Source organism: Dactylosporangium sp. CA-092794, assembly GCF_050948465.1.
GTDB lineage: Bacteria > Actinomycetota > Actinomycetes > Mycobacteriales > Micromonosporaceae > Dactylosporangium.
In genome coordinates, this window is the sequence record NZ_CP192044.1 from 7,557,349 (window position 1) to 7,579,000 (window position 21,652).

Sequence of the window (21,652 nt, forward strand, 5' to 3'; positions counted from 1 at the left end):
TGGCAACAGCGCATTTTGCGGTGATGGTCCCGATTGAGCGGATTCGGGTGATGTGTACCGCACGCCCGCACCGGGCCGGCACCGCGGGTCCGGAACGGAGGTCACCGTGCCCGGTGGACTGGTTCGCCGGCTGGCCGCTGCCAGCGGGCTGCTCATCCTCGTCCTGGTCGCGGTGCTCGTCGCCGCCGTGGTCGGCATCCGTGACCAGCGCGCCGCCGACCAGTGGTCGGACCACTCCGCCGCGTTGCTCGACCTCGACGCACGGGCGGAGCGGCTGGTGCTGGAGCTCGACCGCGCCGAGCGACGCTACCTGGCCACCCACGACCCGGCCGCGCTGCGCGAATGGCAGACCGAGCGGGACGGCCTCACCGACGCGCTCGCGCGCCTGGAGCGGCTCGCGCACGACCCGGGCGAGGCCCGGCTGGCCCACCGGACCGTCCTCGACGGCCAGGACTACGTCGCCGAGCAGACGGAGCAGTTGCAGGGCCGGCCCACGTCGGGACAACAGGCGAACGAGCGGCGCATCGCGCTGGTGCGCGGGGAGCTCCAGCGGCTCGCCGCGGACGAGCGGCGGCTCGCCGCGCAGCACAATCGGCAGGCCCGGGCGACCATGCAGCGCACGATCGTCGCGATCGTGGTGGGGCTGGTTTTCGCCGTGCTCGTGACCGGGTGGATGCTCAAGTACCTCGTCGGCGTCGTCGTCCGGCCGGTGCGCCGCGCGGTGGCGATGGCCAGCCGGATGGGCCGCGGCGAGCTGAACGCCAGCGTGCCGGAGCGCGGCGCCGGGGAGATCGGCGAGCTCAACCGCGCGCTCAACGCGATGAGCGGCTCGGTGCGCGGCCACGTCGAGGACCTGGCGCGCTACGGCCGGACCCAGGCCGCGCTGCGCCGCATCGCCACCCGGGTGGCGCGCGGCGAGGGGCAGCGCGAGGTGCTCGACGGCGTCGCCGCCGAGATCGGCCAGCTCATCGGCGCCGACACCGCGCACATCGTGCGGTTCGAGGCGGACGACGAGGGCACCATCATGGCCTCGTGGGCCGGGGCCGGCGTCGCGGTGCCCACCGGCACCCGGCTGCAGCTGGCCGGCGACAACGTCGCGGCCGTGGTGCGCCGCACCGGCCGGGTCGCCCGGATGGACTCCTACGACGAGGCCGCCGGCCCGCTCGCCGCCCGGCTGCGCCGCAGCGGCGTGCGCAAGGCCGTGGGCGCGCCGATCCGGGTCGAGGGGCGGCTGTGGGGGGCGGTGGCGGCGGCCGTGATCGGCAAGCGGCCCCTGCCGGCGGACACCGCGGAGCGGCTGGCCGACGCCACCGAACTCATTGCGACCACGGTCGCCAACGCCCAGGCGCGCAGCGACCTGGCCGCCTCCCGGGCCCGCGTGGTCCTCGCCGCCGACCAGGCCCGCCGGCGCATCGAACGCGACCTGCACGACGGCATCCAGCAGCAGCTCATCGCGATCGCCATCGACGCCGGCGAGGTGGAGACGGAGGTGCCCGACACCGAGCCACAGCTGCGCCAGCGGGTCGCCGCACTGGTCCAGCGGCTCACCGGGGTGCTCGACGACCTGCGGGAGATCTCCCGCGGGATCCACCCGCCGCTGCTGTCCGAGCGCGGCCTGCGCTCGGCGCTCAAGAGCATGGCCCGGCGCAGCCGGCTGCCGGTCGAGGTCGACGTGCGGGTGGACCGGCGGCTGCCCGAGGCGGTCGAGGTGGCCGCGTACTACATCACGGCCGAGGCCCTCGCCAACGCCACCAAGCACGCCCACGCCTCGCACGTGCGGATCGAGGCGGAGGCCGACGAGGAGGTGCTGCGGCTCACCGTGCGCGACGACGGCACGGGCGGCGCCGACCCGGCCCGCGGCTCCGGGCTGGTCGGGCTGACCGACCGGGTCGACTCGCTCGGCGGCACCCTCAGTGTGCACAGCCCGCCCGGCGAAGGCACCTGCCTGCGGGCGGAGCTGCCGCTGGGGCTGACCGCGCTGCCCGGCTGAGCGCGCCGAGCCGGCAACCGTTCAGGCGATGGGGCGCAGCTCCGCCACCACCCGGGCGGTGGCCGGGGTCGGGATGCCCAGGCGGACGCCGGCGTGCAGGACCGAGCCGCCGATCGCGTCCAGCTCCAGCGGGCGGCCCGCCTCCGCGTCGCGCAGCATCGACGACTTCATCTGGGCCGGGACCAGGTCGAGGATGCGCAGCACCGCGGCCGGGTCGGTGTCGCTGCCGCTGGCGTTGGCGACCGCGGCCACCTCCTGCACCACCTCCACGAGGTCGGTGCGGCGGGACTCGCGGGCCGTGCCGATGCTCGCCCGGGCCGCGGTCGTGATCAGCGCGAGGGGCGCCAGCAGGGCGAGCTTGTCCCACAGCACCTCGGCCTCGCCGGAGCGGAGCGTGACCTCGAAGCCGGCGGACTCCAGCAGCGCGGCGACCTCGGCCGCGCCCGGGCCGGCCAGCTCGATGCCGGAGAACTGGCTGGTGTGCTCGATCCGGCCGGGGGCGACCCGGGTGGACTCGACGCGGATCGCGCCGGCCAGGACGCGGGCGCCGGGATAGCGCTGCCGCAGCGTGTCCATGTGGTCGACGCCGTTGAGCAGCGGCAGGACGGCGGCGCCGGGCAGGGCCGGGGCGCGGTCGAGGGCGGCGTCCAGCGACGCCGCCTTCGTGGCCACGATCGCCAGGCCGACGGGGGCGTCGAGGGTTTCGACGGCTCGGGCCAGCACCGCGAAATCACCGAACTGCACGCTCTGCACGCTCAGGCCCGAGGCGTTGAGCACCGCCGCGGTCTCGGGGCGGGCCACGTAGACCACGTCGTGACCGGCGCGGGTCAGCACCGCGCCGAGCAGGCCGCCGACGCCGCCCGGGCCGAGGATCGCAACGTCCGCCATCTGGCTACAGTAGCTTGTCCAGCGTGATCGGCAGATCGCGCACGCGGCGGCCGGTGGCGTGGAAGACCGCGTTGGCGATGGCCGGGGCGACGCCCACCAGGCCGATCTCGCCCACCCCCTTGACCCCGACCGGGTTGAAGCGGTCCGGGCCGCCGACGAACTCGACGTCGAGGTCCGGCACGTCGGCGTTGACCGCGACGAGATAGTCGGAGAAGGTGGCGTTGGCGATCCGGCCCGTGTTCGGGTCGGTCACGGTCTCCTCCAGCAATGCCATGCCGATACCGCCGGTGGTACCGCCGATGATCTGGCTGCGGGCCGTCTTCGGGTTGAGGATCCGCCCCGCGTCCACGACCGTGGTCAGCCGGGCCACCCGGATCGTGCCGAGGTCGGCGTCGACATGGACCTCCACGAACCGGGCGGCGAACGGTCCGGCCGGGGCCAGGCCGGTCCGCTCGGCGGTGGCCGGCGCCGCCGAGGCGTCGGCGGACAGCTCGGTCAGGCCGAGCCGGTCGAGGACGGCGGCGTAGGGCTCGCCGCGGGCGTGGTCGCCGGTGCGGTGCAGCCGGCCGGCGCTGACGGTGATCTCGGCCGGGTCCACGCCGTGCAGCGGGGATTCCGGGTCGGCGACGGCCCGGCGGATGAAGTCGGCGACCAGGGCGGCGCAGGCGGCGTGCACCGCGCTGCCCAGCGACGCGGTCATGCCCGAGCCGCCCTGCATCGGCGCCGGCGGCAGCTCAGTGTCGCCGAGGCCGAAACGCACGCGGTGCAGCGGCAGGCCGAGCCGGTCGGCGGCGAGCTGGGTCATGACGGTGTACGTCCCGGTGCCGATGTCGGTGGCGGCGCTGCACACGTAGGCCTGGCCGGTCCGGTCGATCGTGGCCCGGGCCGAGCAGGCGGCCTGGAACCAGAAGAAGCTCACGCCGGCCATGCCGTAGCCGACGAGGATGTCGCCGCGGCGGGTCGAGCCGGGCCGCGGGTCGCGGTCCCACCAGCCGAACCAGTCGGCGCCGTGGGTGTAGCAGTCCCGCAGCGCCTTGCTGGACCAGGGCAGGCCCAGCTGCGGGTGCCGCTCGGCGTAGTTGCGCAGCCGCAGCTCCACCGGGTCCATGCCCAGGGCGTAGGCCAGCTCGTCCATCGCGCACTCGAGCCCGAAGTGGCCCTGCGCGTCGCCGGGGGCGCGCATCGAGGTGGGCACCGGGATGTTCAGCCGGCGCTGGACGTCGACGGCCGTCACGTTCGGGCAGGCGTACCCCACCGTCGAGACGGTCGTCACCGACTCCGGCCCGTTGTCGTCGTTGACCGCGACCGGCTGCACCGACGTGTGCTCGATCGCGACCAGGGTGCCGTCGCGGCGGGCGCCGAGCCGGACCCGCTGCACGGTCGCCGGGCGGTGCCCGACGCCGGTGAACATCTGCGGCCGGCTCAGCACCAGCCGCACCGGGCGGCCGACGTGGCGGGCGGCGAGCGCGGCGAGCACGACGTGCGGCCAGACCCGCAGGCCGGCGCCGAAGCCGCCGCCGACGTACGGCGCGAGGACCCGCACCCCGCTCTCCGGCACGCCGAACGCGCCCGCGAGGGCCTCGCGGGTGGAGTCCGGCCACTGCGTCGAGTCGTGCACGGTGAGCCGGTCGCCGTCCCACACCGCGACGGTGGCGAAGAGGCCGAGCGGGTTGTTCGTCTCGTCGGGGGTGGTGTACTGCGCGTCGTGGACGACGTCGGCCCCGGCCATCGCGGCCGCGGCGTCGCCCCGGTGCACGTCGCTGCCGAACGGGTCGGTCACCTCCGGCGCCCGGGGGTCGTCCAGCGACAGGATCGGGTCGGCCGGCTCGTAGGAGGCCACGACCCGGCGGGCGGACTCGAGCGCCGCGTCGGGGGTCTCGGCGACCGCCATCGCGATGTACTGTCCATGGTGGACGATCCGGTCGTCCTGCAGCGGCGGGGGCGGCTGGTGCCAGGCCCAGGTGTCCGGGCCGCGCTCGACCCGCGGCGCGTTGAACGGGGTGAGCACCGCCAGCACGCCGGGCACCGCGAGCGCCGCGTCGGTCTCCACCGCGCGCAGCCGGCCGGCGGCGATGGTGGAGCGCACCAGCGCGGCGTGGGCCATGTGCGGATAGGCGACGTCGATGGAGTACTCCGCGGCGCCGTGCGCCTTCGCCGGCCCGTCGACCCGGTCGACGGCGGCGCCGAGCACCGGCGGCGGTTCGAGCACGGTCACGACAGCTCTCCCGTCGTCATCCGCAGCGCGCGCACCAGCGTGCGCCGGGCCAGCTCCACCTTGAACTCGGTGCCGGGCACGGTGAACGGGTCGCGGACCGCCGCCTCGGCCGCGGCCCGGAACGCCTCGTCGCCGGGGCGCTCGCCGCGCAGCAGCTCCTCGGCCCCGCGGGCGCGCCAGGGCACCGTGGCGACGCCGCCCAGCGCGAGCCGCGCGTCGGTGATGACGCCCCCGCGCACCACGACGGCCACGGCGGCGGAGGCGAGCGCGAACTCGTACGACGCGCGGTCGCGGACCTTCAGGTACGTCGACCGGGTCCCCTCCAGCGGCACCGGCACGTCCACGGCGGTGATGAGCTCGCCGTGGCGCAGCACCGTCTCGCGGTCCGGCGCCGGGCCCGGCAGCAGGTACAGCTCGGACAGCGGCACCTCCCGCGGCCCGTCGGTGCCGCGCACGTGCACGAGCGCGTCCAGGGCGGTCAGCGCCACCGCCAGGTCCGAGCCGTGCGCGGCGATGCAGGCCGGCGACGCGCCGAGGATCGCGTGCATGCGGGCGGGGCCGGCCACCGCGCCGCAGCCGCTGCCCGGGGTGCGCTTGTTGCAGGCCGGCTCGGCGGCGTCGCGGAAGTAGCGGCAGCGGGTGCGCTGCAGCAGGTTCCCGCCGATGGTGGCCATGTTGCGCAGTTGCACCGACGCCCCGGCCAGCAGCGCCAGGCGCACCAGCGGCAGCCGGGCGGCGACGGCCGGGTGCGCGGCGAGGCGCTCCATGGTGGCCGTCGCGCCGATCCTGAGGATCGGTGTGGTGGCGGTACCGATCAGGGAGATCTCGTGCAGCGGCAGCCGGCTGATGTCGACCAGGCGGGTCGGGGCGATGACCCCGTCCTTGACCGCCAGGTCGAGCTCGGTGGTGCCGCCGGCCAGGTAGGCGGCGTCCGGGTCGGCGCTGACCAGCGCGACCGCGTCGGCGGCGTCGGCCGGCCGGGCGTAGGCGAAGCGGGTCATCGGCCGGCCGCCTCCCGGATCGCGGCGACGATGTTCGGATAGGCGCCGCAGCGGCACAGGTTGCCGCTCATGTACTCGCGGATGTCCGCGTCGGTGCCGGCCCGCCCCTCGTCGATGAGGGAGATCGCGGAGAGCACCTGCCCGGGCGTACAGTATCCGCATTGGAAGGCGTCGTGGCGCACGAACGCCTCCTGCACCGGATGGGCGCCCCCGAGCCCCTCGACCGTGAGGACCTCGCGCCCGTCGCACTGCGCGGCCAGGGTCAGGCAGGACAGCACCCGCCGCCCGTCCAGGTGCACCGTGCAGGCCCCGCAGGCCCCCTGGTCGCACCCCTTCTTCGGCCCCGTCAGCCCCAGCCGGTCGCGCAACGCGTCGAGCAGCGTCACCCACGCCGGCACGTCCAGCCGCTCGTCGCGGCCGTTCACCCGCATCCGCACGGCGACCGACGCGCCGCCACTGTGTTCCGTCAACCCGTTCATGATGGGCCGCCGCTACCCGCCGGCCCGCACCGCAAACCGTCCGGAGGTACCGTGACCCGCAGGTTCGTGCTCACCGGCGCCCCAGGCGCGGGAAAGACCACCATCGCCCGCGCGCTGCGCGAGCGCGGCCACCCGGTCGTTGACGAGGCGGCCACCGACGTCATCGCCGAGTGCCCGGCGCTGGAGGCGGACGGCCCGGCCTTCCTGGACCGGATCGTGGCCGTGCAGCGGGCCCGCGAGCGCGCCGCCCGCGGGCCGGTGCAGGTCTTCGACCGCTCGCCGGTCTGCACCCTCGCCCTGGCCGTCTACAGTGGACTGGCGCCGACCGCCGCGCTGGCCCGCGAGGCGGCCCGCATCGAGCGCCGCGCGGTCTTCCAGCGCCGGGTGCTGTTCGTGCAGCTGATGGGGTTCGTCACCCCGACCGCCGCCCGCCGCATCACCCTCGCCGACGCCGAGCGCTTCGAGCGCATTCATGCCGAGGTGTACCGCGAGCTGGGCTACGAGCTGGTCGAGGTGCCGCCGGCGCCGCTGCCCGAGCGGGTGGCGCTCGTGGAGCGGATCATCGCGGCAGCCGGCTGACCGGCTAGGTTTTCGGCATGGAGGTCTTTCCGCCGGCGCGGCTCACCACGGCGCGGCTGGTGCTGCGGCCGTTCACCGCGGCCGACGCCCGGGACGTGCACGAAGCGTGGCAGGACGAGGCGTACATCCGCAGCGCGCCGGTGGGTTACCCCTACGCGGGCGCGGACCTGCCGACGGCGGTGTCCTGGTGTACCACCGGCATCGAACAGCGCCGGACCGAGGGCAAGGGCGTCGGGTTCGCGCTGGCGCCCCTGGACGGCGGCCGGCTCGCCGGCCACGTGTCGCTGTTCAACACCGACTGGACGGCCCGCTCGACGGAGATCCACTACTGGACGTCGCCCTGGGCGCGCGGGCACGGCTACGCCGCCGAGGCGGCCGCGGCGGTGGCCCGCTGGGCGTTGACCGAGCGCCGCCTGGAGCGGGTGCAGCTGCAGGCGTACACCGGGAACGCGGCCTCCCGCCGGGTGGCGGAAGCGGCCGGTTTCCGCTTCGAGGGCGTGCGGCGCAACGTCGAGCCGACCCGCGCCGGCCCGCGCACCGACATGGCCGTCTACAGCCTCATCCCGGCCGACCTCATCCCGACCGGCCGGTTGATCATGTGAGCAAGGCCATGGGGTGAAAACCCTAGTTACCAAGTAGATTATCTGGGGTTCGTGACACCCGATCACAGCGAAGGCGGCCACCGTGTCCCCGTCAGCCCCACCGTCAGCGTCCCCGGCGGTCGTCGAGCGGGCGCGCTCAGGCTGGCCGGCCTGGCGGGCGGCGCGGCTGGCCGCGGTGACCGCGCCGACCGGCAACCTCGCGCTGACGGAGACCCGCTGGCCGGCCCCGGGTGAGCCGGCGGCCCGGCCGCCCGGCGGCCTGCCCGGCGGGGTGACGGTGACCACGCTGCAGCGGCGGCACCTCACCACGGGCGCGGTGGAGCACGGCCTCCGCGTCTGGGACCCCCACTCGCCGGCGATCGCACACTTCGAGACGATCGAGGCGTTCCCGTTCGATCCCGCCTGGGTCGTCGAGGCGCGGTTCACCGCCGCGGCCGAGCCCCGGCTGGTGCCGTTCGAGCACCTGCGCGACAACGGGCTGACCCGCGACCTGGCCGTGCCCGGCGACATCCGGTTCACCCTCGACGGGGTCGAGCACTCGCTCGACGCGTTCGACGACGACGGCACCCTGCTGCTGGTCTTCGGCGACCGGACCAATGGGCGGGACAGCTACGGCGGCGGCCGGTTCCTCAAGGTGACGCGGGGCGCCGCCGAGGACACCGTGGTGCTCGACTTCAACCGGGCGTTCGTGCCGCCCTGCGGCTTCTCCGGGCAGTACAACTGTCCGCTCCCGCCGCGGCAGAACCGGTTCGACCGGGCCATCGAGGCCGGCGAGCGGTTCCCCGTCTTCCGTGACGGCTTCCAGGTGCACTGAAGCCCCCTTTCGTAGGAGACATCGTGAGCAAGACGCGCACGGCGCTGCTCGGCGCCGTCGTCGCGGCCGCCCTGGCGCTGGCCGCATGCGGCACCTCCGCCGACTACCCGTCCGGCGGCGGTAGCCCCGACCCCAACGCGACGATCCAGATCGGCTCCCTCTACGAGCCGCAGAACCTCGACAACACCGCCGGCGGCGGCCAGGGCGTGACCGAGGCCTTCAACGGCAACGTCTACGAGGGCCTGTTCAAGCTCGGCGACGACGGCAAGGTGTCCGGCCTGCTGGCGAGCGACGCCAAGGTGAGCCCGGACGGGCTGACCTACACGTTCACCCTGCGCGACGGCGTGAAGTTCCACTCCGGCAAGGCCCTGACGGCCAAGGACGTCAAGTACAGCATCCAGAAGGTGGTCGGCCCCGACTCGAAGTCGGCCCGCAAGAGCAGCCTGCCGAAGATCACCGGCATCGCCGCCCCGGACAACCGGACGGTGACGGTGACCCTGGCCGCCCGGTCCATCTCGTTCGTGTACAACCTCAGCTACGTCTGGATCGTCAACGCCGACGCCAAGAACCTCGGCACCACCGAGGACGGCACCGGGCCGTACCGGCTCGACGGCTGGAAGCGCGGCTCGTCGCTGACGCTGCAGAAGTTCCCCGGCTACTGGGGCACCCCCGCCGCGAACGCCGGCGTGGTCTTCCACTACTTCACCGACGCGAGCGCCCTGAACAACGCGCTGCTGACCAACGCGGTCGACGTGGTGACCTCGCAGCAGAGCCCCGACGCGCTGAGCCAGTTCCAGGGCAACGCCGGCTACAAGGTGAGCAACGGGCAGTCCACGACGAAGCTGCTGCTGGCCTTCAACGACCGGGTGGCGCCGTTCGACAACGTGGCCGTGCGCAAGGCGGTCACCTCGGCGATCGACAACAGGAAGCTGCTGCAGTCCATCTGGGGCCAGTACGGCACGCTGATCGGCTCGATGGTGCCGCCCAGCGACCCGTGGTACCTCGACCTCACCCACATCAACCCGTACGACGTGGCCAAGGCCAAGCAGGAGCTGGCCGCGGCCGGCTACCCGAACGGCTTCACGTTCAGCCTCGACACGCCCAACTACGACCCGCACCCGACGGTCGCCACGTTCGTGAAGTCGGAGCTGGCCAAGGTCGGCATCACGGTGAACATCAACGTCATCACCGCCGACGACTGGTACACCAAGGTCTACAAGAACCGGGACTTCGCCGCGACGCTGCAGGAGCACGTCAACGACCGCGACGTGGTGTGGTACGGCAACCCCGACTTCTACTGGGGCTACAACAACCCGCAGGTGACCCAGTGGGTCCAGCAGGCCGAGCAGGCCGACTCCGAGCAGGCCCAGACCGAGCTGCTCAAGAAGGTCAACCAGCAGATCGCCGAGGACGCCGCGAGCGACTGGCTGTACCTCTACCCGCAGATCGTGGTCGCCTCGTCGGCGCTGTCGGGCTACCCGGTGAACGGGCTGAACTCGCAGTTCTACGCCTACGGCATCACGAAGCGGGCCTGACCGCCGGCACCGATGGCCAGCTACCTGCTGCGGCGCACGGCCCTGCTGCTGCTCACCCTGTTCCTGGCGAGCGTGGCGCTGTTCGTGCTGCTCCGGCTGCTGCCGGGCGACCCGGCGAACGCGCTGCTGTCGGTCGGCGCGACCGACGAGCAGATCGCCGCCGCCCGGCACCAGATCGGCTCGGACCGGCCGCTGCTCGCGCAGTTCTGGTCCTGGCTGGGCCGGCTCGCCACCCTCGACCTGGGCACGTCGTTCGTCAGCACGCTGCCGGTCGGCCCGCAGATCGGCGCCCGGCTGGTCGTCACCGTGCCGTTGACGCTGGCCGCCTTCGTGCTGGCGGTCGTGATCGCCGTCCCGGTCGGCTTCGTCGCCGCGCACCGGGCCCGGACCTGGTACGGCGCCGCGCTGGGCGTCCTCGCGCAGCTCGGCATCGCGGTGCCGGCGTTCTGGCTCGGGCTGCTGCTCATCGCGCTGTTCGCCCTGCGGCTGCGGGTCCTGCCGGCCGGTGGCTTCCCCACCGGCGACTGGGCCGATCCGGCCCGCGCCGTCCGGTCGCTGGTGCTGCCGGTGGTGACGGTGGCCCTGGTCATGTCCGCCTCGCTGATCCGGTACGTCCGCTCGGCCACCCTCGACGTGCTCGGCAGCGACCACCTGCGCTCCGCCCGCGCGCTGGGCTCGTCGTTCGCCGGCGCGATGTGGCGGCACGGGCTGCGCAACGCGGCGGCGCCGGTCGTGTCGATCCTCGGCATCGAGCTCGCCACGACGTTCCTCGGCGCGGTCGTGGTGGAGAGCGTGTTCGCCCTGCCGGGACTGGGCAGCCTGCTGGTGCGGGCCATCGCGCAGCACGACTACCCGGTCATCCAGGGCGTGCTGTTCGTCAGCACGTTCGCCGTGCTGGTGATCGGGTTCCTGGCCGACGTCGCGCAGCGGCTCATCGACCCGCGCCTGCGCCACGGCCTGTCGGGGCGGCGGCCGTGAGCGCGGCCCGGCGCCGCTGGGTGACGCTCGGCGTCGGCGGCGCGCTGGTCGGGTTCGTCGTGGCCGGGGCGCTGCTGTCGCTGCTCTGGACGCCGTACCCGGCCGCGGACACCACCGGCGGCCGGCTCGACCCGCCCACCCTGTCCCACCTGCTCGGCACCGACAAGCTCGGCCGTGACCTGCTCACCCGGCTGATGATCGGCGCCCGGATCGCCCTCGCCGTCGGCGCCGGATCCGTCGCCCTGGGCGGGCTGCTCGGGGTCACCGCCGGCGTGGTCGCCGGGTTCGCCACCCGGTGGCTGGACGACACCGTCGCGGCGCTGCTCGACATCCTCATCGCCTTCCCGACGCTGCTGCTGGCGATGCTCGTCGTGGCCGCCCGCGGGGCCTCGCTCGGCTCCGCGATCGTCGCCATCGGGCTGGCCATGTCGGCGATCGTGGCCCGGCTGAGCCGCATCCTCGTCAAACGGGTGCTGGCCCAGGACTTCATCACCGCCGCCCGCACCTGCGGTACCACCCGGATCCGCATCGTCTTCGAGCACGTCCTGCCCAACATCTGGCCGACCTTGGCGGTGAACCTCGCCCTCCAGTTCGGCCTGGCCGTGCTGGCCGAGGCGAGCCTGTCCTACCTGGGCCTCGGCCCGCCGCCGCCCAACGCCTCCTGGGGCCGGATGCTGCAGGAGGCACAGGCCACCGTGCTCACCGCGCCCGTGGGCGCGATCGCGCCCGGCGTGCTGCTGGTGCTGCTCGTCGTCGGCGTGAACCTGGTCGCCGACGGGCTGCGCGAGGTCGCCGACCCGCAGCGGAGCGTGCCGCGATGAGCCTGCTCGAGGTCGCCGGCCTGACCGTCGCGACCGACGACGGCCGCCCGCTCGTGCGCGACCTGTCCTTCACCGTCGACACGGGCGCCCGGTTCGGCCTGATCGGCGAGTCGGGCTCCGGCAAGTCGCTGACCGCCCTCGCCGTGACCGGCCTGCTGCCGGCCGGCCTGCGCGCCACCGGCAGCGTGACGCTCGCCGGCACCGAGGTCATCGGGGCGAGCGACCGCCGGCTGAACCGGGTGCGAGGGGCCGCGGCGGCGATCGTGTTCCAGGAGCCGCTCACCGCCCTCGATCCGCTGATGCGGGCCGGTCGGCAGGTCGCGGAGCCGATCCGCCGCCGGCAGCGGCTGCGCGGCGCCGCGCTGCGCTCGGCGGTGCTGGCCGCGCTCGACGAGGTCCGGCTCGCCGACCCGGAGCGGGTCGCGCGGGCGTATCCGCACGAGCTCTCCGGCGGGCAGCGCCAGCGGGTCGCGATCGCGATGGCCCTGGCCTGCCGTCCGGCGCTGCTCATCGCCGACGAGCCGACCACGGCGCTGGACGTGACGGTCCAGGCCGACGTGCTCGCCCTGCTCGACCGCCTCGTCGCCGACCGGGGCATGGCGCTGCTGTTCATCGGCCACGACCTCGCCGTGGTCGCGCGCGTCACCGACACGGTGCTGGTGCTCTCCCAGGGCGCCGCGGTCGAGTCGGGGCCGCTGCGCGAACTCATCGCCGCACCGTCCGATCCCTTCACGCGGGCCCTGGTCGACGGTGCCCGCCGGCTCGACGACGCGCTGCCCCGGCCGGTGCCCGGGGAGGCCGGATGAGCGCGGCACTGCTGGAGGCGCGCGAGGTGGGCTTCGCCTACCGCGGCGGGCGGCCCGTGCTGGCCGATGTCTCGGTCGAGGTGGTACCGGGCCGAAGTCTCGCCCTGGTCGGCGAGTCCGCGGCCGGGAAGACGACGCTGCTGCGGCTGCTGCTCGGCCTGGCTCGCCCGACGACCGGCCAGATCCTCTTCGACGGCGCGCCGCTGGTGCCGGACCGGCGGTTCCGGCGCCGGGTGCAGACCGTGTTCCAGGATCCGTACTCGTCGCTCGATCCCCGGCGGCGCGTCGGCCGGATCGTCGCCGAGCCGCTGCGCTCGCTGCGGGTGTTCCGGGCCACGGGCGCCTCGCGGGCGGCCCGGCGCGCCGCGCTCGACGAGCGGGTCGCCGAGGCCCTGCGCGCGGTCGGTCTGCCGGCCGACATCACCGACCGGTACCCGCACCAGTTCTCCGGCGGCCAGCGCCAGCGCATCGCCATCGCCCGGGCGATCGCCTGCGAGCCGCGGGTGCTGCTCGCCGACGAGCCGGTCAGCGCGCTCGACGTGACGACCCGGGTGCGCATCATCGACCTGCTCGCCGAGCTGCGCGAGACCCGCGGCCTGACCATCGTCATGGTGTCGCACGACCTCGCGGTGGTGGCGAGCCTGTGCCAGCACACGGCGGTGCTGGAGCGGGGCCGAATCGTCGAGCAGGGCCCCACCGCCGCCGTCCTCGGCGCGCCCGCCCACCCCTACACCCGCCGCCTCATCGCCAGCGTGCCCCGCCTGCGCGCGCGCTCGCCGCGCGCGCCGCAGGACGGCGACTGAACACGGCGGGGCCCGGTGTCAGCGGCACCGGGTCAGGGCTTGCGGGCGACGCCGCCGTAAACGGCGACCTCGGCGTCGGTGGCGGCCAGGTTGACGGCGGCGTCGGGGCGCCAGCGGGTCACCAGGGGCAGGCCGGGGTCGAGCAGGTCCAGGCCGTCGAAGAAACGGGCGATCTCGGCGCGGGAGCGGACCCGCAGGGTCACGCCGTCGCGGGCGAAGATGGCCGCGACGCGGTCCCAGGCGTCCGGGTCGAAGTCGCCGGTGAGGTGGGACAGGGCCAGGTAGCTGCCCGACGGTACCGCGTCCAGCAGGCGCCGCACGATCTCGTACGGCCCGTCGGCGTCGGCGACGAAGTGCATGATCGCCACGAGCACCACGGCCACCGGGCGGTCCAGGTCGAGGACCGCGCGCAGCTGCGGCGAGGCCAGGATGCGCTCGACGTCACGCAGGTCCGCGTCGACGTAGCCGGTGCGGCCCGGCGGCGCGCCACGCAGCAGGCCGGCGGCGTGGGCCAGCACGATCGGGTCGTTGTCGACGTAGACGACCCGGGCGTCGGGCGCGACCGCCTGCGCCACCTCGTGCACATTGGGCGAGGTGGGGATGCCGGTGCCGATGTCGAGGAACTGCCGCACGCCCCGCTCCCCGGCCAGGTGCCCGACGACCCGGCGCAGGAAGGCCCGGTTCTCCCGGGGCGGCACGCGGCTGGCCGGGTTGGCCCGCAGGCCCTCCTCCGCCGCCCGCCGATCCACGGGGTAGTTGTCGCGGCCTCCGAGCAGGTAGTCGTACACCCGGGCGGGGTGGGCCCGCTCCATTGCGCCTGGCATGTCCGTTCTCCGCGCCTCGGTTGCGGCTACCCCGTCGCTGCGCATCCTAGGCGGGCAACCTGAGAACGGCCCGTCGGCTCAGGCGTCCCAGAACTCGCCCGGCGGGCGGGTGGTGGGGTCGGGGTGCTTGTCGTGCTCCTGGGCGCGCAGCTCGACGCGGCGGATCTTGCCGGAGATGGTCTTCGGGAGGTTGGCGAACTCCAGGCGGCGGACGCGCTGGAACGGTGACAGGTGGGCGCGGCAGTGGGCGAAGATCGACCGGGCGGTCTCCTCGGTGGGTGGCCAGCCCTCCGCGAGCACGACGTAGGCCTTGGGGACGGCCAGGCGCAGCGGGTCCGGCGACGGTACCACCGCCGCCTCGACGACCGCGTCGTGCTCGATCAGGACGCTCTCGAGCTCGAACGGTGAGATGCGGTAGTCGGAGGCCTTGAACACGTCGTCGGCGCGGCCCACGTAGGTGATGTAGCCGTTCTCGTCGCGGGCGCCGATGTCGCCGGTGTGGTAGTAGCCGCCGGCCATCGCCTCGGCGGTGCGCTCCGGGTCGCCGTGGTAGCCGGTCATCAGGCCCAGCGGGCGGTACGCCAGGTCGAGACAGATCTCGCCCTCGTCGGCGGGCTCGCCGGTGGCGGTGTCGATGAGGACCACCGAGTAGCCGGGCACCGGGCGGCCCATCGAGCCGGGCTTGACCGGCTGGCCGGGCGAGTTGGCGATCTGGACCGTGGTCTCGGTCTGGCCGAAGCCGTCGCGGATCGTCACGCCCCAGGACTTCTGGACCTGCTCGATGACCTCCGGGTTGAGCGGCTCGCCGGCGCCGACGACCAGGCGCGGTGGCGTGGCCAGCTGGGTCAGGTCGGACTGGATGAGCATGCGCCACACGGTCGGCGGGGCGCAGAAGCTGGTCACGCCGCAGCGGTCCATCTGGCGCATCAGGGCGGCGGCGTCAAAGCGCGTGTAGTTGTAGATGAACACGCAGGCCTGCGCGTTCCAGGGGGCGAAGACGTTGCTCCAGGCGTGCTTGGCCCAGCCGGGCGAGGAGATGTTGAGGTGCACGTCGCCGGGCTGCAGGCCGATCCAGTACATCGTGGAGAGATGGCCCACCGGGTAGGACGCGTGGGTGTGCTCGACGAGCTTGGGCCGGGCGGTGGTGCCGGACGTGAAGTACAGCAGCAGCGTGTCGCGGGCGTCGGTCGGGCCGTCGGGCGTGAACGTGTCGTCGTCGGCCAGGGTGTACGGCCGCCAGCCCTCCGCCTCGCCGCCCACCGCGATCCGGGTGACCTCCGGCCCGACCTCGGCGAACTTGGCGGCCGCGGCGGCACCGGCGACGATGTGCCGGGCGCCGCCGCGCAGCACCCGGTCGCGGGCGTCGGCCGCGCCGAGCAGCGGCGTGGCCGGGATGATGACCGCGCCGAGCTTCATCGCGGCGAGGATCGTCTCCCACAGCTCGACCTGGTTGCCGAGCATGAGCACGAGCCGGTCGCCGCGGCGCACGCCCTGGGCGCGCAGCCAGTTCGCCAGCCGGTTGGACCGCTTGGACAGCTCGGCGAAGGAGAACCGCTGCTCGCTGCCGTCCTCCTCGACGATCCACAGCGCGGGCGCGTCGTTGCCGGCGGCGATGGTGTCGAACCAGTCCAGCGCCCAGTTGAAGGTGCCGAGCCGGGGCCAGCGGAACCGCTCGACCGCGGCGGCGTAGTCCTCCCGGGTCGCCAGCAACAGGTCCCGGGCCTCTTTGAACGACGCGTACGACATGATCGCAGCGTACGTTCGCCGGGGCGGCAGCGGCAGAGTCCAAGCGCCCCTTGACGCGGGAGGTCAGAGCTGGTCGTTCACCGCCTCGATCAGCCGGCGAGCGTCGTGCAGATTCCATGCTTCGATGTGGTCACCGAACATCTGACCGGCCGAAAGACGAGTAGAGTCACCTGCGATGAGCGGCAACCTCACGGTCGTGCTGATCACCGTCGCGGTGATGCTGAGCGTCGTGGTCTGGTTCGACCGGCGCTGCCTGGCCGACCTGGCCCAGACCGACGACGGGGAGCTGCGCCACTTCGACCGCAACACGTGGGCGCTGATCATCGTGCTGTCGTTCCCGATCGGGCCGGCGCTCTACGCGATCTACGGCAAGGGGCCGGGCCGCTACCGGTAGCTCACGCGGCGCGGGACATCCGCAGGCCCGCCAGCGGGAGCAGGCCCGCGCCGAGCAGGATCGCGGCGAGCGGGAGCAGGTCGAGGTTCACCGCGATCATCAGGAACGCGAACAGCACCGCGACCGGGCTCCAGGCCGGCAGGCGGCGGGCGCGGACCAGCTGGCCGAGCAGGACCAGCGTGCCGAGCTGGAAGGCGAGCGGGCCGGCGATCCGCAGCGGGTCCGGCAGCGGGGCCGCGTCGGCGAAGGCCGGCGAGAGGTCGCCGGCGATGACCCACAGGAAGGCGGCCGTCCCCGCGAGGGCGGCGATCGTGGCCAGGTTGGCGGCCAGGCGGTTGCGGAAGTCGCGGTAGGGCAGCAGCCCTCGCACGCCGACGCTCAGCGCGCCGAGCAGCGCCATCGCCGCGAAGAACATGACGTGGCCGGCGTTCCACAGCCAGCCGCCCTGGTCGTGGCCGCCGTCGAGGCCGTCGATGAGGCGCAGCGCGCCGTAGCCGAGGAGCAGCACCGGCGCGGCGAGGGCGGCGGTGCGCACGAGGGGCGAGGTGGTCATGCCCCGAGCCTCGCCCCCGGGCCCGGATCGGACATCCGGGGAGAACCCGGACCGTACCCGGAGCTCAGCCGCCGAACTCCCCGGCGATCGCGGCGAGCAGCCCGTCGCACCACGCGGCGAACGGCGCGCGGTCGCCGCGGACCGGGTGCACGCGGTTGCTCAGCACCACCACGCCGTAGCCGCGGGACGGCTCGAACCAGATCCGGTTGCCCACGAACCCGGAGGCCCCGAAGCCGTCCGCGCCGGCCCGCGGGCCGCCGAGGCCGCGGGTCGGGTGCAGCCACCAGCCGGCCCCGAAGCGCTCGCCCGCGCCGTCGCCGGCCAGGCACGCCGGGCGGTCGTCGAGGTGGGTGCGGGCGGCCGCGGTGACCAGGGCGAGAGTGCCGAACGCCCCGGCGTGCCCGGCCGCGCCGCCGAGCGCGGCGGCGTTCTCGTCGTGGACCTCGCCGACGATCAGCCGGCCCCGCCACGGGCAGCGCTCGGTGGCCACCGCCGGCGCGACCGGCCCGCCCATCCGCAGCCCGGTGCGGCGCGCGGCGAGCCCGGCGAGGGAGTCGCCGGAGAGCTCCTCGACGAGCCGGCCGAGGATGATGTACCCCAGGTCGCTGTACACCGGCCGGACCGACGACCGCGGCGTGTCCAGCGCGGCGTCCACAATGGACTCGCCGCGCAGCGTCCGGTAGAACTCGGCCGTGGCGGGCAGCCCCGAGCGGTGCGCCAGCAGGTCGGTCAGCGTCGCGCCGGCGGCCGCCCGCCCGGCCGCGCGCGGCCACAGCTGCCCGATGGGCCGGTCCCGCGGCACCGGCAGGGCGAGCACCTCGGGCAGGGTGACCAGGACCTTCGTCAGGCTGGCCAGGTCCCACCAGCAGTCCGGCGTGGCGGGCCGGCCGGTGCTCAGGTCGGCGGTGCCGTGCACGACCTGGGCGCGGACGCGCTCGCGATCGAAGACGGCGACGGCCACGGCCGGCATCGGCGCGCGCGAGGCGGCCGCCTCGACGAGGGCGGCGAGCCCCATCTCAGCCCACCGCCGCGAGCAGGGCCCGGGCGGCGCGGATGGCCGAGCGGATCTCCTGCAGGCAACGGTCCGCGGCCGCGGCCCCGCCGGGCTGGGGCGGATGGGCCAGCCGGGGGTCGAAGCCGACGGTGTCGATGCCGCAGCGGTACCGCAGCCCGAGGATCCGGATCGCGTCGCAGTGCTGGAACGGCACGTAGATCGGCGAGGTCACGACGAGGATCCGGTCGCCCGGCCCCGGGTGGGCCCCGGCCGCCCAGAACTCGTAGGTGTCCGCGGTGTTCGCCCGGTGCGCGGCCGGGTCGCCGGGCGGGGCGACGAGCACCGGTACCGCCCGGCCGCCGAACGCGGCCCGCACGCCCGCGGCGAGCGCGTCGGCCTCGGTCCGGCAGCGGCCCAGGCCGGGCAGGGCGCGCTCCTCGGCGCTCAGCGGGCGGAGGCTGCCCAGCGCCGCGATCCCGCCGACCCGCAGGGCGCCGGCCAGCCGGGCGGCGTGGTCGGCGCGCTGCAGGCAGGACCGGGCGAGGCCGCCGAGGATGAGCAGGTGGGTGTACTCCCGGTGCGCCGGCTCGCCGGACCCGGCCAGCCCGAGCGCGGCCGCGGCGGCGAGCCCGGCGGCGGCCAGCCGCGGGGGCAGCTCGACCCGGACCCGGTCGCGCTCGGCGCCGCCCAGGCGGCCGCGGAAGTTCCAGTGCTCGTCGGAGAACGCGTCGAGCCAGCCGAGCAGGCCCGGGGTGTCGCACCCGGGCAGCTCGCCGCCGAACGCCGCGACGAGGTCGCGCATGGCCGCCGAACCCGCCCAGCGGTGCAGCTGGGCGGGCAGTGCCGCGGGGTCGAGCCCCGGCGGGCACTCGGGCAGCGACCCGGTTACAGCGTCTCCTGGACCGCCGTGAACACGTCGTAGCCGTGGATCCATGCCACATTGTCGGGCAGGGACAGCAGCCGTGCGTTGCGTTCCTCGGTGGCGGGACCGTCGGGCAGCTGGAAGCAGGTCGCGTTGCCGCGCGAGCCCAGCTGGATCTGCCGGGTGCGGGCCTTGCGCACCTGCTCGTAGCGCTGCAGCGCCTCGGCGACGCCGAGCCCGTCGGCGGTAAGGTAGGTGGCCAGCGCGCCGACGTCCTCGAGGGCCTGGTTGCTGCCCTGGCCGGCGTGCGGCAGCATCGGGTGGGCCGCGTCGCCGAGCAGGGTGACCCGGTCGGTGCTCCACTTGCGCAGCGGCTCGCGGTCGTAGAGGGCCCAGCGGCCGGTCTCCTCGACGTTGCCGAGCATGGTGGTCACCGTGTCGGTCCAGCCCTCGAAGGCGGCGACCGCCTCGGCCGGCTCGGCCTTGGCCGACCACGACTCGAGCGTCCAGTCCGGGTCGGGCACGTAGGCCACGAAGTTGATGCCCTCGCCGCCGCGCACCGGGTAGCAGACCAGGTGCCGGTTGGGGCCGAGGAAGAAGGTCAGGCCGAACTTGTCGCCGCCGGGCACCTTGTCCACCGGCACCACGCCGCGGAAGCAGGTCATGCCGGAGAACACCGCCTCGTCGGGGCCGGTGACGTGCTGACGCACCGCGGAGCGCAGGCCGTCGGCGCCGATCAGCAGGTCGGCCTCGACCTTGCTGCCGTCGGCGAACTCGACCTCGACGCCGTCCGGGGACTCGTTGACCGCGACCGCGCGGCGGCCCAGCTTCGGCTGCCCGGCGTACCCCTCCAGCAGAACCCGGTGGAAGTCGGCCCGGTGGATGCCGAGGAACGGGCCGCCGAAGTGCTCGTCGTACCAGTCGCCCATCGGGTGCTCGTAGAAGATCTCACCGGTCTGCCAGTGGTGGAACTCGATGCGCTGCAGGTTGGACGACGCGTCGCGGATGGCCTGGCCGATGCCGATGGCGTCGAGCACGCGCATGCCGTTGCCGCCGATCGACACCGCGGCACCGATCTCGCTCAGCTCGCTCGCCTGGTCGTAGACGTCGACCTGGAAGCCCTTCTGCTGCAGGGCGATGGCCGTGGTGAGGCCGCCGATACCGGATCCGACGATGGCGACGCGCAGTGGTGATGGACTCATTTCTTCTCCACTGAGTGCGAGGGGGTACAAAAGGCGCAGTGGGCGACGGAAGCCTATCGAGGCGTCCATCGGGTGCCTAGCGCCGGGTGGTGAATCTTTCATCGAATTTTGCCTGTACCCATGCCCGCACGCCCGCTCGGAATTGTCAATGCGCTGGTCAGCGGCCTTCAATCCGTCAGCAACGACAATTGTCGATGGAAACGGGGGAGAGCTACGGCGTCGGCGACGACACCCTGTGGTTCGACGACGTGGCGATCGGGGTCTCCCGCGTCGGCTGCTGAGCGCGATATCCGGTTCCGGGCACCCGTGGGTGCCCGGAAACCGGCGCCGCCTGTCTTGCCGTTTTCGGGTGCCGAGGCGCGCCGGGCCGACGCTACGACCGGCACGGGCGGAGTCAGCTCAGCCGTTTGTAGAAGAAGCTGCAGTCCTCGAGGGTGCCGGACGGGTCGGCGGCGTAGTCCGGGACGATGCCGTAGCGGGTCCAGCCGGCCGTCTCGTACAGCCGCTCGGCCGGGCTGCCGGTGGCGGTGTCGAGCAGCAACAGGGTGGCGCCCGCGCCGGCGGCGGCGCGCTCGGCGGTCCCCAGCAGGGCGCGGCCCAGGCCCAGGCCGCGAGCCCGGCTGTGCACCATGAGCTTGAGGACCTCGGCGCGGTGCCGGCCGTTGGGCTTGGGCTCGAAGGCGAGGCTGACCGTGCCGGCCACGCCGCCGGAGTCCTCGGCGATCCACACGTTGAGGGTGCCGTCGCGCACCGCCGGCTCGCGGGTGCGCCACCAGGCGGCCGCCTCGCCCGGGCCGAACGGGTTGCGGAAGCCGACCGAGGCGCCGTGCGCCACCACGTCGGCGAGGACCGCGGCGAGGGCGTCGACCTGCTCGGAGTACCCCTGCGGCGGAACACGGCGGATCGCGGGCAACCTGGGCTCCTTCAGGGCAGGACGATGAGGATGGCGTAGCGGGCGGCGGCCGGGCCCGGGTTGACGAACCGGGACGCGCCCCACAGCCGGTAGCGCAGGCAGTCGCCGGGCCGCAGCGCGTGCCGGGCGTCGCCGACGGTGAGCTCCAGGGCGCCGTCGAGCAGCCACAGGTGGTGCTCCAGGCCGTCGACGGGCGGCCGGTCGTAGGCGATGTCGGCGCCGGGCTCCAGGACGCCCTCGATCACCTCGCCGCGCAGGCCCGGGTGCGGCGGCGACACCGAGCGGCGGGTGAAGCCGGTCTCCCGGTCCCGCCACACCGGCTGCCGGCCGGCGGGCACCAGCTGCGGCGGCTCCGGCTCGACCTCGGCGAGCAGCCGGGACATGGGCCGGCCGTGGGCGGCGCAGAGCCGGCCCAGCAGCGCCGCGGTCGGGCTGATCTCGCCGCGCTCCAGCCGCGACAGGGTCGAGCGGCTCACCCCGGCCCGCTGCGCCAGCTCCTCCAGCGACCAGCCGCGCTCGAGGCGCAGCTGGGCGAGGCGGCCGGCCAGCCGGGCCTCCAGCAGATCCGGCTCCATTCCCATATCCGGGACGATATCCCAGATCCGGGATGACCGTTCATGTGGTGGTCGTCACGCCGCCGGGCCTGGGAGCAT

General features: G+C 74.5%; 22 protein-coding genes. 10 read left to right on the forward strand and 12 right to left on the reverse strand.

Going from position 1 to position 21,652, the window contains the following annotated elements; genetic code table 11:
* Positions 1-106 precede the first annotated feature (106 nt).
* On the forward strand, positions 107-1,990 hold the full coding sequence (locus tag ACQPXD_RS32130) for a HAMP domain-containing protein (protein WP_432825081.1): 1,884 nt from the start codon (positions 107-109) through the stop codon (positions 1,988-1,990).
* A gap of 21 nt (positions 1,991-2,011) precedes the next feature.
* Here ACQPXD_RS32130 and ACQPXD_RS32135 read toward each other — a convergent pair whose 3' ends face one another.
* Genes ACQPXD_RS32135 through ACQPXD_RS32150 form a run of 4 tightly spaced genes read right to left on the reverse strand, consistent with a single transcriptional unit; the run spans position 2,012 to position 6,525 of the window.
* Positions 2,012-2,878, reverse strand: coding sequence for a ketopantoate reductase family protein (locus tag ACQPXD_RS32135; RefSeq protein ID WP_432825082.1), 867 nt, complete (start codon positions 2,876-2,878; stop codon positions 2,012-2,014).
* Positions 2,879-2,882: 4 nt separating this feature from the next.
* Positions 2,883-5,093 (reverse strand): xanthine dehydrogenase family protein molybdopterin-binding subunit, encoded by a 2,211-nt coding sequence (locus ACQPXD_RS32140; protein ID WP_432825083.1) that lies wholly within the window; start codon positions 5,091-5,093, stop codon positions 2,883-2,885.
* Positions 5,090-6,094 (reverse strand): FAD binding domain-containing protein, encoded by a 1,005-nt coding sequence (locus tag ACQPXD_RS32145; RefSeq protein ID WP_432825084.1) that lies wholly within the window; start codon positions 6,092-6,094, stop codon positions 5,090-5,092. Before ACQPXD_RS32145 ends, ACQPXD_RS32140 begins: the two co-directional genes overlap by 4 nt.
* Positions 6,091-6,525: a (2Fe-2S)-binding protein gene (locus ACQPXD_RS32150; RefSeq protein ID WP_432844032.1), complete on the reverse strand. Its 435-nt coding sequence runs from the start codon at positions 6,523-6,525 to the stop codon at positions 6,091-6,093. The genes ACQPXD_RS32145 and ACQPXD_RS32150 overlap by 4 nt, the downstream gene beginning before the upstream one ends.
* A 99-nt stretch (positions 6,526-6,624) precedes the next feature.
* Between ACQPXD_RS32150 and ACQPXD_RS32155 the strand changes: the two genes are divergently transcribed.
* The 8 genes from ACQPXD_RS32155 (at position 6,625) to ACQPXD_RS32190 (ending at position 13,511) form a co-directional block, all read left to right on the forward strand.
* On the forward strand, positions 6,625-7,152 hold the full coding sequence (locus ACQPXD_RS32155) for an AAA family ATPase (RefSeq protein WP_432825085.1): 528 nt from the start codon (positions 6,625-6,627) through the stop codon (positions 7,150-7,152).
* Positions 7,153-7,169: 17 nt separating this feature from the next.
* Positions 7,170-7,754: a GNAT family N-acetyltransferase gene (locus ACQPXD_RS32160; RefSeq protein ID WP_432825086.1), complete on the forward strand. Its 585-nt coding sequence runs from the start codon at positions 7,170-7,172 to the stop codon at positions 7,752-7,754.
* Positions 7,755-7,836: 82 nt separating this feature from the next.
* On the forward strand, positions 7,837-8,568 hold the full coding sequence (locus ACQPXD_RS32165) for a DUF1684 domain-containing protein (RefSeq protein WP_432825087.1): 732 nt from the start codon (positions 7,837-7,839) through the stop codon (positions 8,566-8,568).
* Between the two features lie 23 nt (positions 8,569-8,591).
* The gene (locus ACQPXD_RS32170) at positions 8,592-10,103 is read left to right on the forward strand and encodes an ABC transporter substrate-binding protein (RefSeq protein ID WP_432825088.1); all 1,512 of its coding nucleotides are present in this window, start codon (positions 8,592-8,594) and stop codon (positions 10,101-10,103) included.
* Positions 10,104-10,115: 12 nt separating this feature from the next.
* Positions 10,116-11,081, forward strand: coding sequence for an ABC transporter permease (locus tag ACQPXD_RS32175; protein WP_432825089.1), 966 nt, complete (start codon positions 10,116-10,118; stop codon positions 11,079-11,081).
* Positions 11,078-11,902 (forward strand): ABC transporter permease, encoded by an 825-nt coding sequence (locus ACQPXD_RS32180; RefSeq protein ID WP_432825090.1) that lies wholly within the window; start codon positions 11,078-11,080, stop codon positions 11,900-11,902. The genes ACQPXD_RS32175 and ACQPXD_RS32180 overlap by 4 nt, the downstream gene beginning before the upstream one ends.
* Positions 11,899-12,708, forward strand: a complete 810-nt coding sequence (locus ACQPXD_RS32185; protein WP_432825091.1) for an ATP-binding cassette domain-containing protein — start codon at positions 11,899-11,901, stop codon at positions 12,706-12,708. Before ACQPXD_RS32180 ends, ACQPXD_RS32185 begins: the two co-directional genes overlap by 4 nt.
* Positions 12,705-13,511, forward strand: coding sequence for an ABC transporter ATP-binding protein (locus ACQPXD_RS32190; protein ID WP_432825092.1), 807 nt, complete (start codon positions 12,705-12,707; stop codon positions 13,509-13,511). The genes ACQPXD_RS32185 and ACQPXD_RS32190 overlap by 4 nt, the downstream gene beginning before the upstream one ends.
* 32 nt (positions 13,512-13,543) lie before the next feature.
* Here ACQPXD_RS32190 and ACQPXD_RS32195 read toward each other — a convergent pair whose 3' ends face one another.
* Together ACQPXD_RS32195 and ACQPXD_RS32200 are read right to left on the reverse strand one after the other, a co-directional pair.
* Positions 13,544-14,335 (reverse strand): SAM-dependent methyltransferase, encoded by a 792-nt coding sequence (locus ACQPXD_RS32195; protein WP_432825093.1) that lies wholly within the window; start codon positions 14,333-14,335, stop codon positions 13,544-13,546.
* A gap of 78 nt (positions 14,336-14,413) precedes the next feature.
* The gene (locus ACQPXD_RS32200) at positions 14,414-16,081 is read right to left on the reverse strand and encodes an AMP-binding protein (protein ID WP_432825094.1); all 1,668 of its coding nucleotides are present in this window, start codon (positions 16,079-16,081) and stop codon (positions 14,414-14,416) included.
* A 175-nt stretch (positions 16,082-16,256) separates the two neighbouring features.
* Here ACQPXD_RS32200 and ACQPXD_RS32205 point away from each other — a divergent pair, with 175 nt between their 5' ends.
* Positions 16,257-16,475 carry a hypothetical protein gene (locus ACQPXD_RS32205; RefSeq protein ID WP_432825095.1) on the forward strand — a complete coding sequence of 73 codons (219 nt, stop codon included), beginning with the start codon at positions 16,257-16,259 and terminating at the stop codon, positions 16,473-16,475.
* 1 nt (position 16,476) lies between these two features.
* Here ACQPXD_RS32205 and ACQPXD_RS32210 read toward each other — a convergent pair whose 3' ends face one another.
* From ACQPXD_RS32210 to ACQPXD_RS32235, 6 genes are all read right to left on the reverse strand, one after another.
* Entirely contained in the window at positions 16,477-17,028 is a 552-nt protein-coding gene (locus ACQPXD_RS32210) for a hypothetical protein (RefSeq protein WP_432825096.1), read from the reverse strand.
* Positions 17,029-17,092: 64 nt separating this feature from the next.
* Positions 17,093-18,043: a serine hydrolase domain-containing protein gene (locus tag ACQPXD_RS32215; RefSeq protein ID WP_432825097.1), complete on the reverse strand. Its 951-nt coding sequence runs from the start codon at positions 18,041-18,043 to the stop codon at positions 17,093-17,095.
* Between the two features lies 1 nt (position 18,044).
* Positions 18,045-18,824, reverse strand: coding sequence for a hypothetical protein (locus tag ACQPXD_RS32220; RefSeq protein ID WP_432825098.1), 780 nt, complete (start codon positions 18,822-18,824; stop codon positions 18,045-18,047).
* A gap of 83 nt (positions 18,825-18,907) precedes the next feature.
* A complete protein-coding gene (locus ACQPXD_RS32225; RefSeq protein ID WP_432825099.1) occupies positions 18,908-20,086 on the reverse strand; it encodes an FAD-dependent monooxygenase in 1,179 nt (392 codons plus the stop codon).
* Between the two features lie 394 nt (positions 20,087-20,480).
* A complete protein-coding gene (locus tag ACQPXD_RS32230) occupies positions 20,481-20,999 on the reverse strand; it encodes a GNAT family N-acetyltransferase (RefSeq protein ID WP_432825100.1) in 519 nt (172 codons plus the stop codon).
* Positions 21,000-21,010: 11 nt separating this feature from the next.
* Complete coding sequence (locus ACQPXD_RS32235) at positions 21,011-21,580, reverse strand: helix-turn-helix domain-containing protein (RefSeq protein ID WP_432825101.1); 570 nt, start codon at positions 21,578-21,580, stop codon at positions 21,011-21,013.
* Between the last annotated feature and the right edge of the window lie 72 nt (positions 21,581-21,652).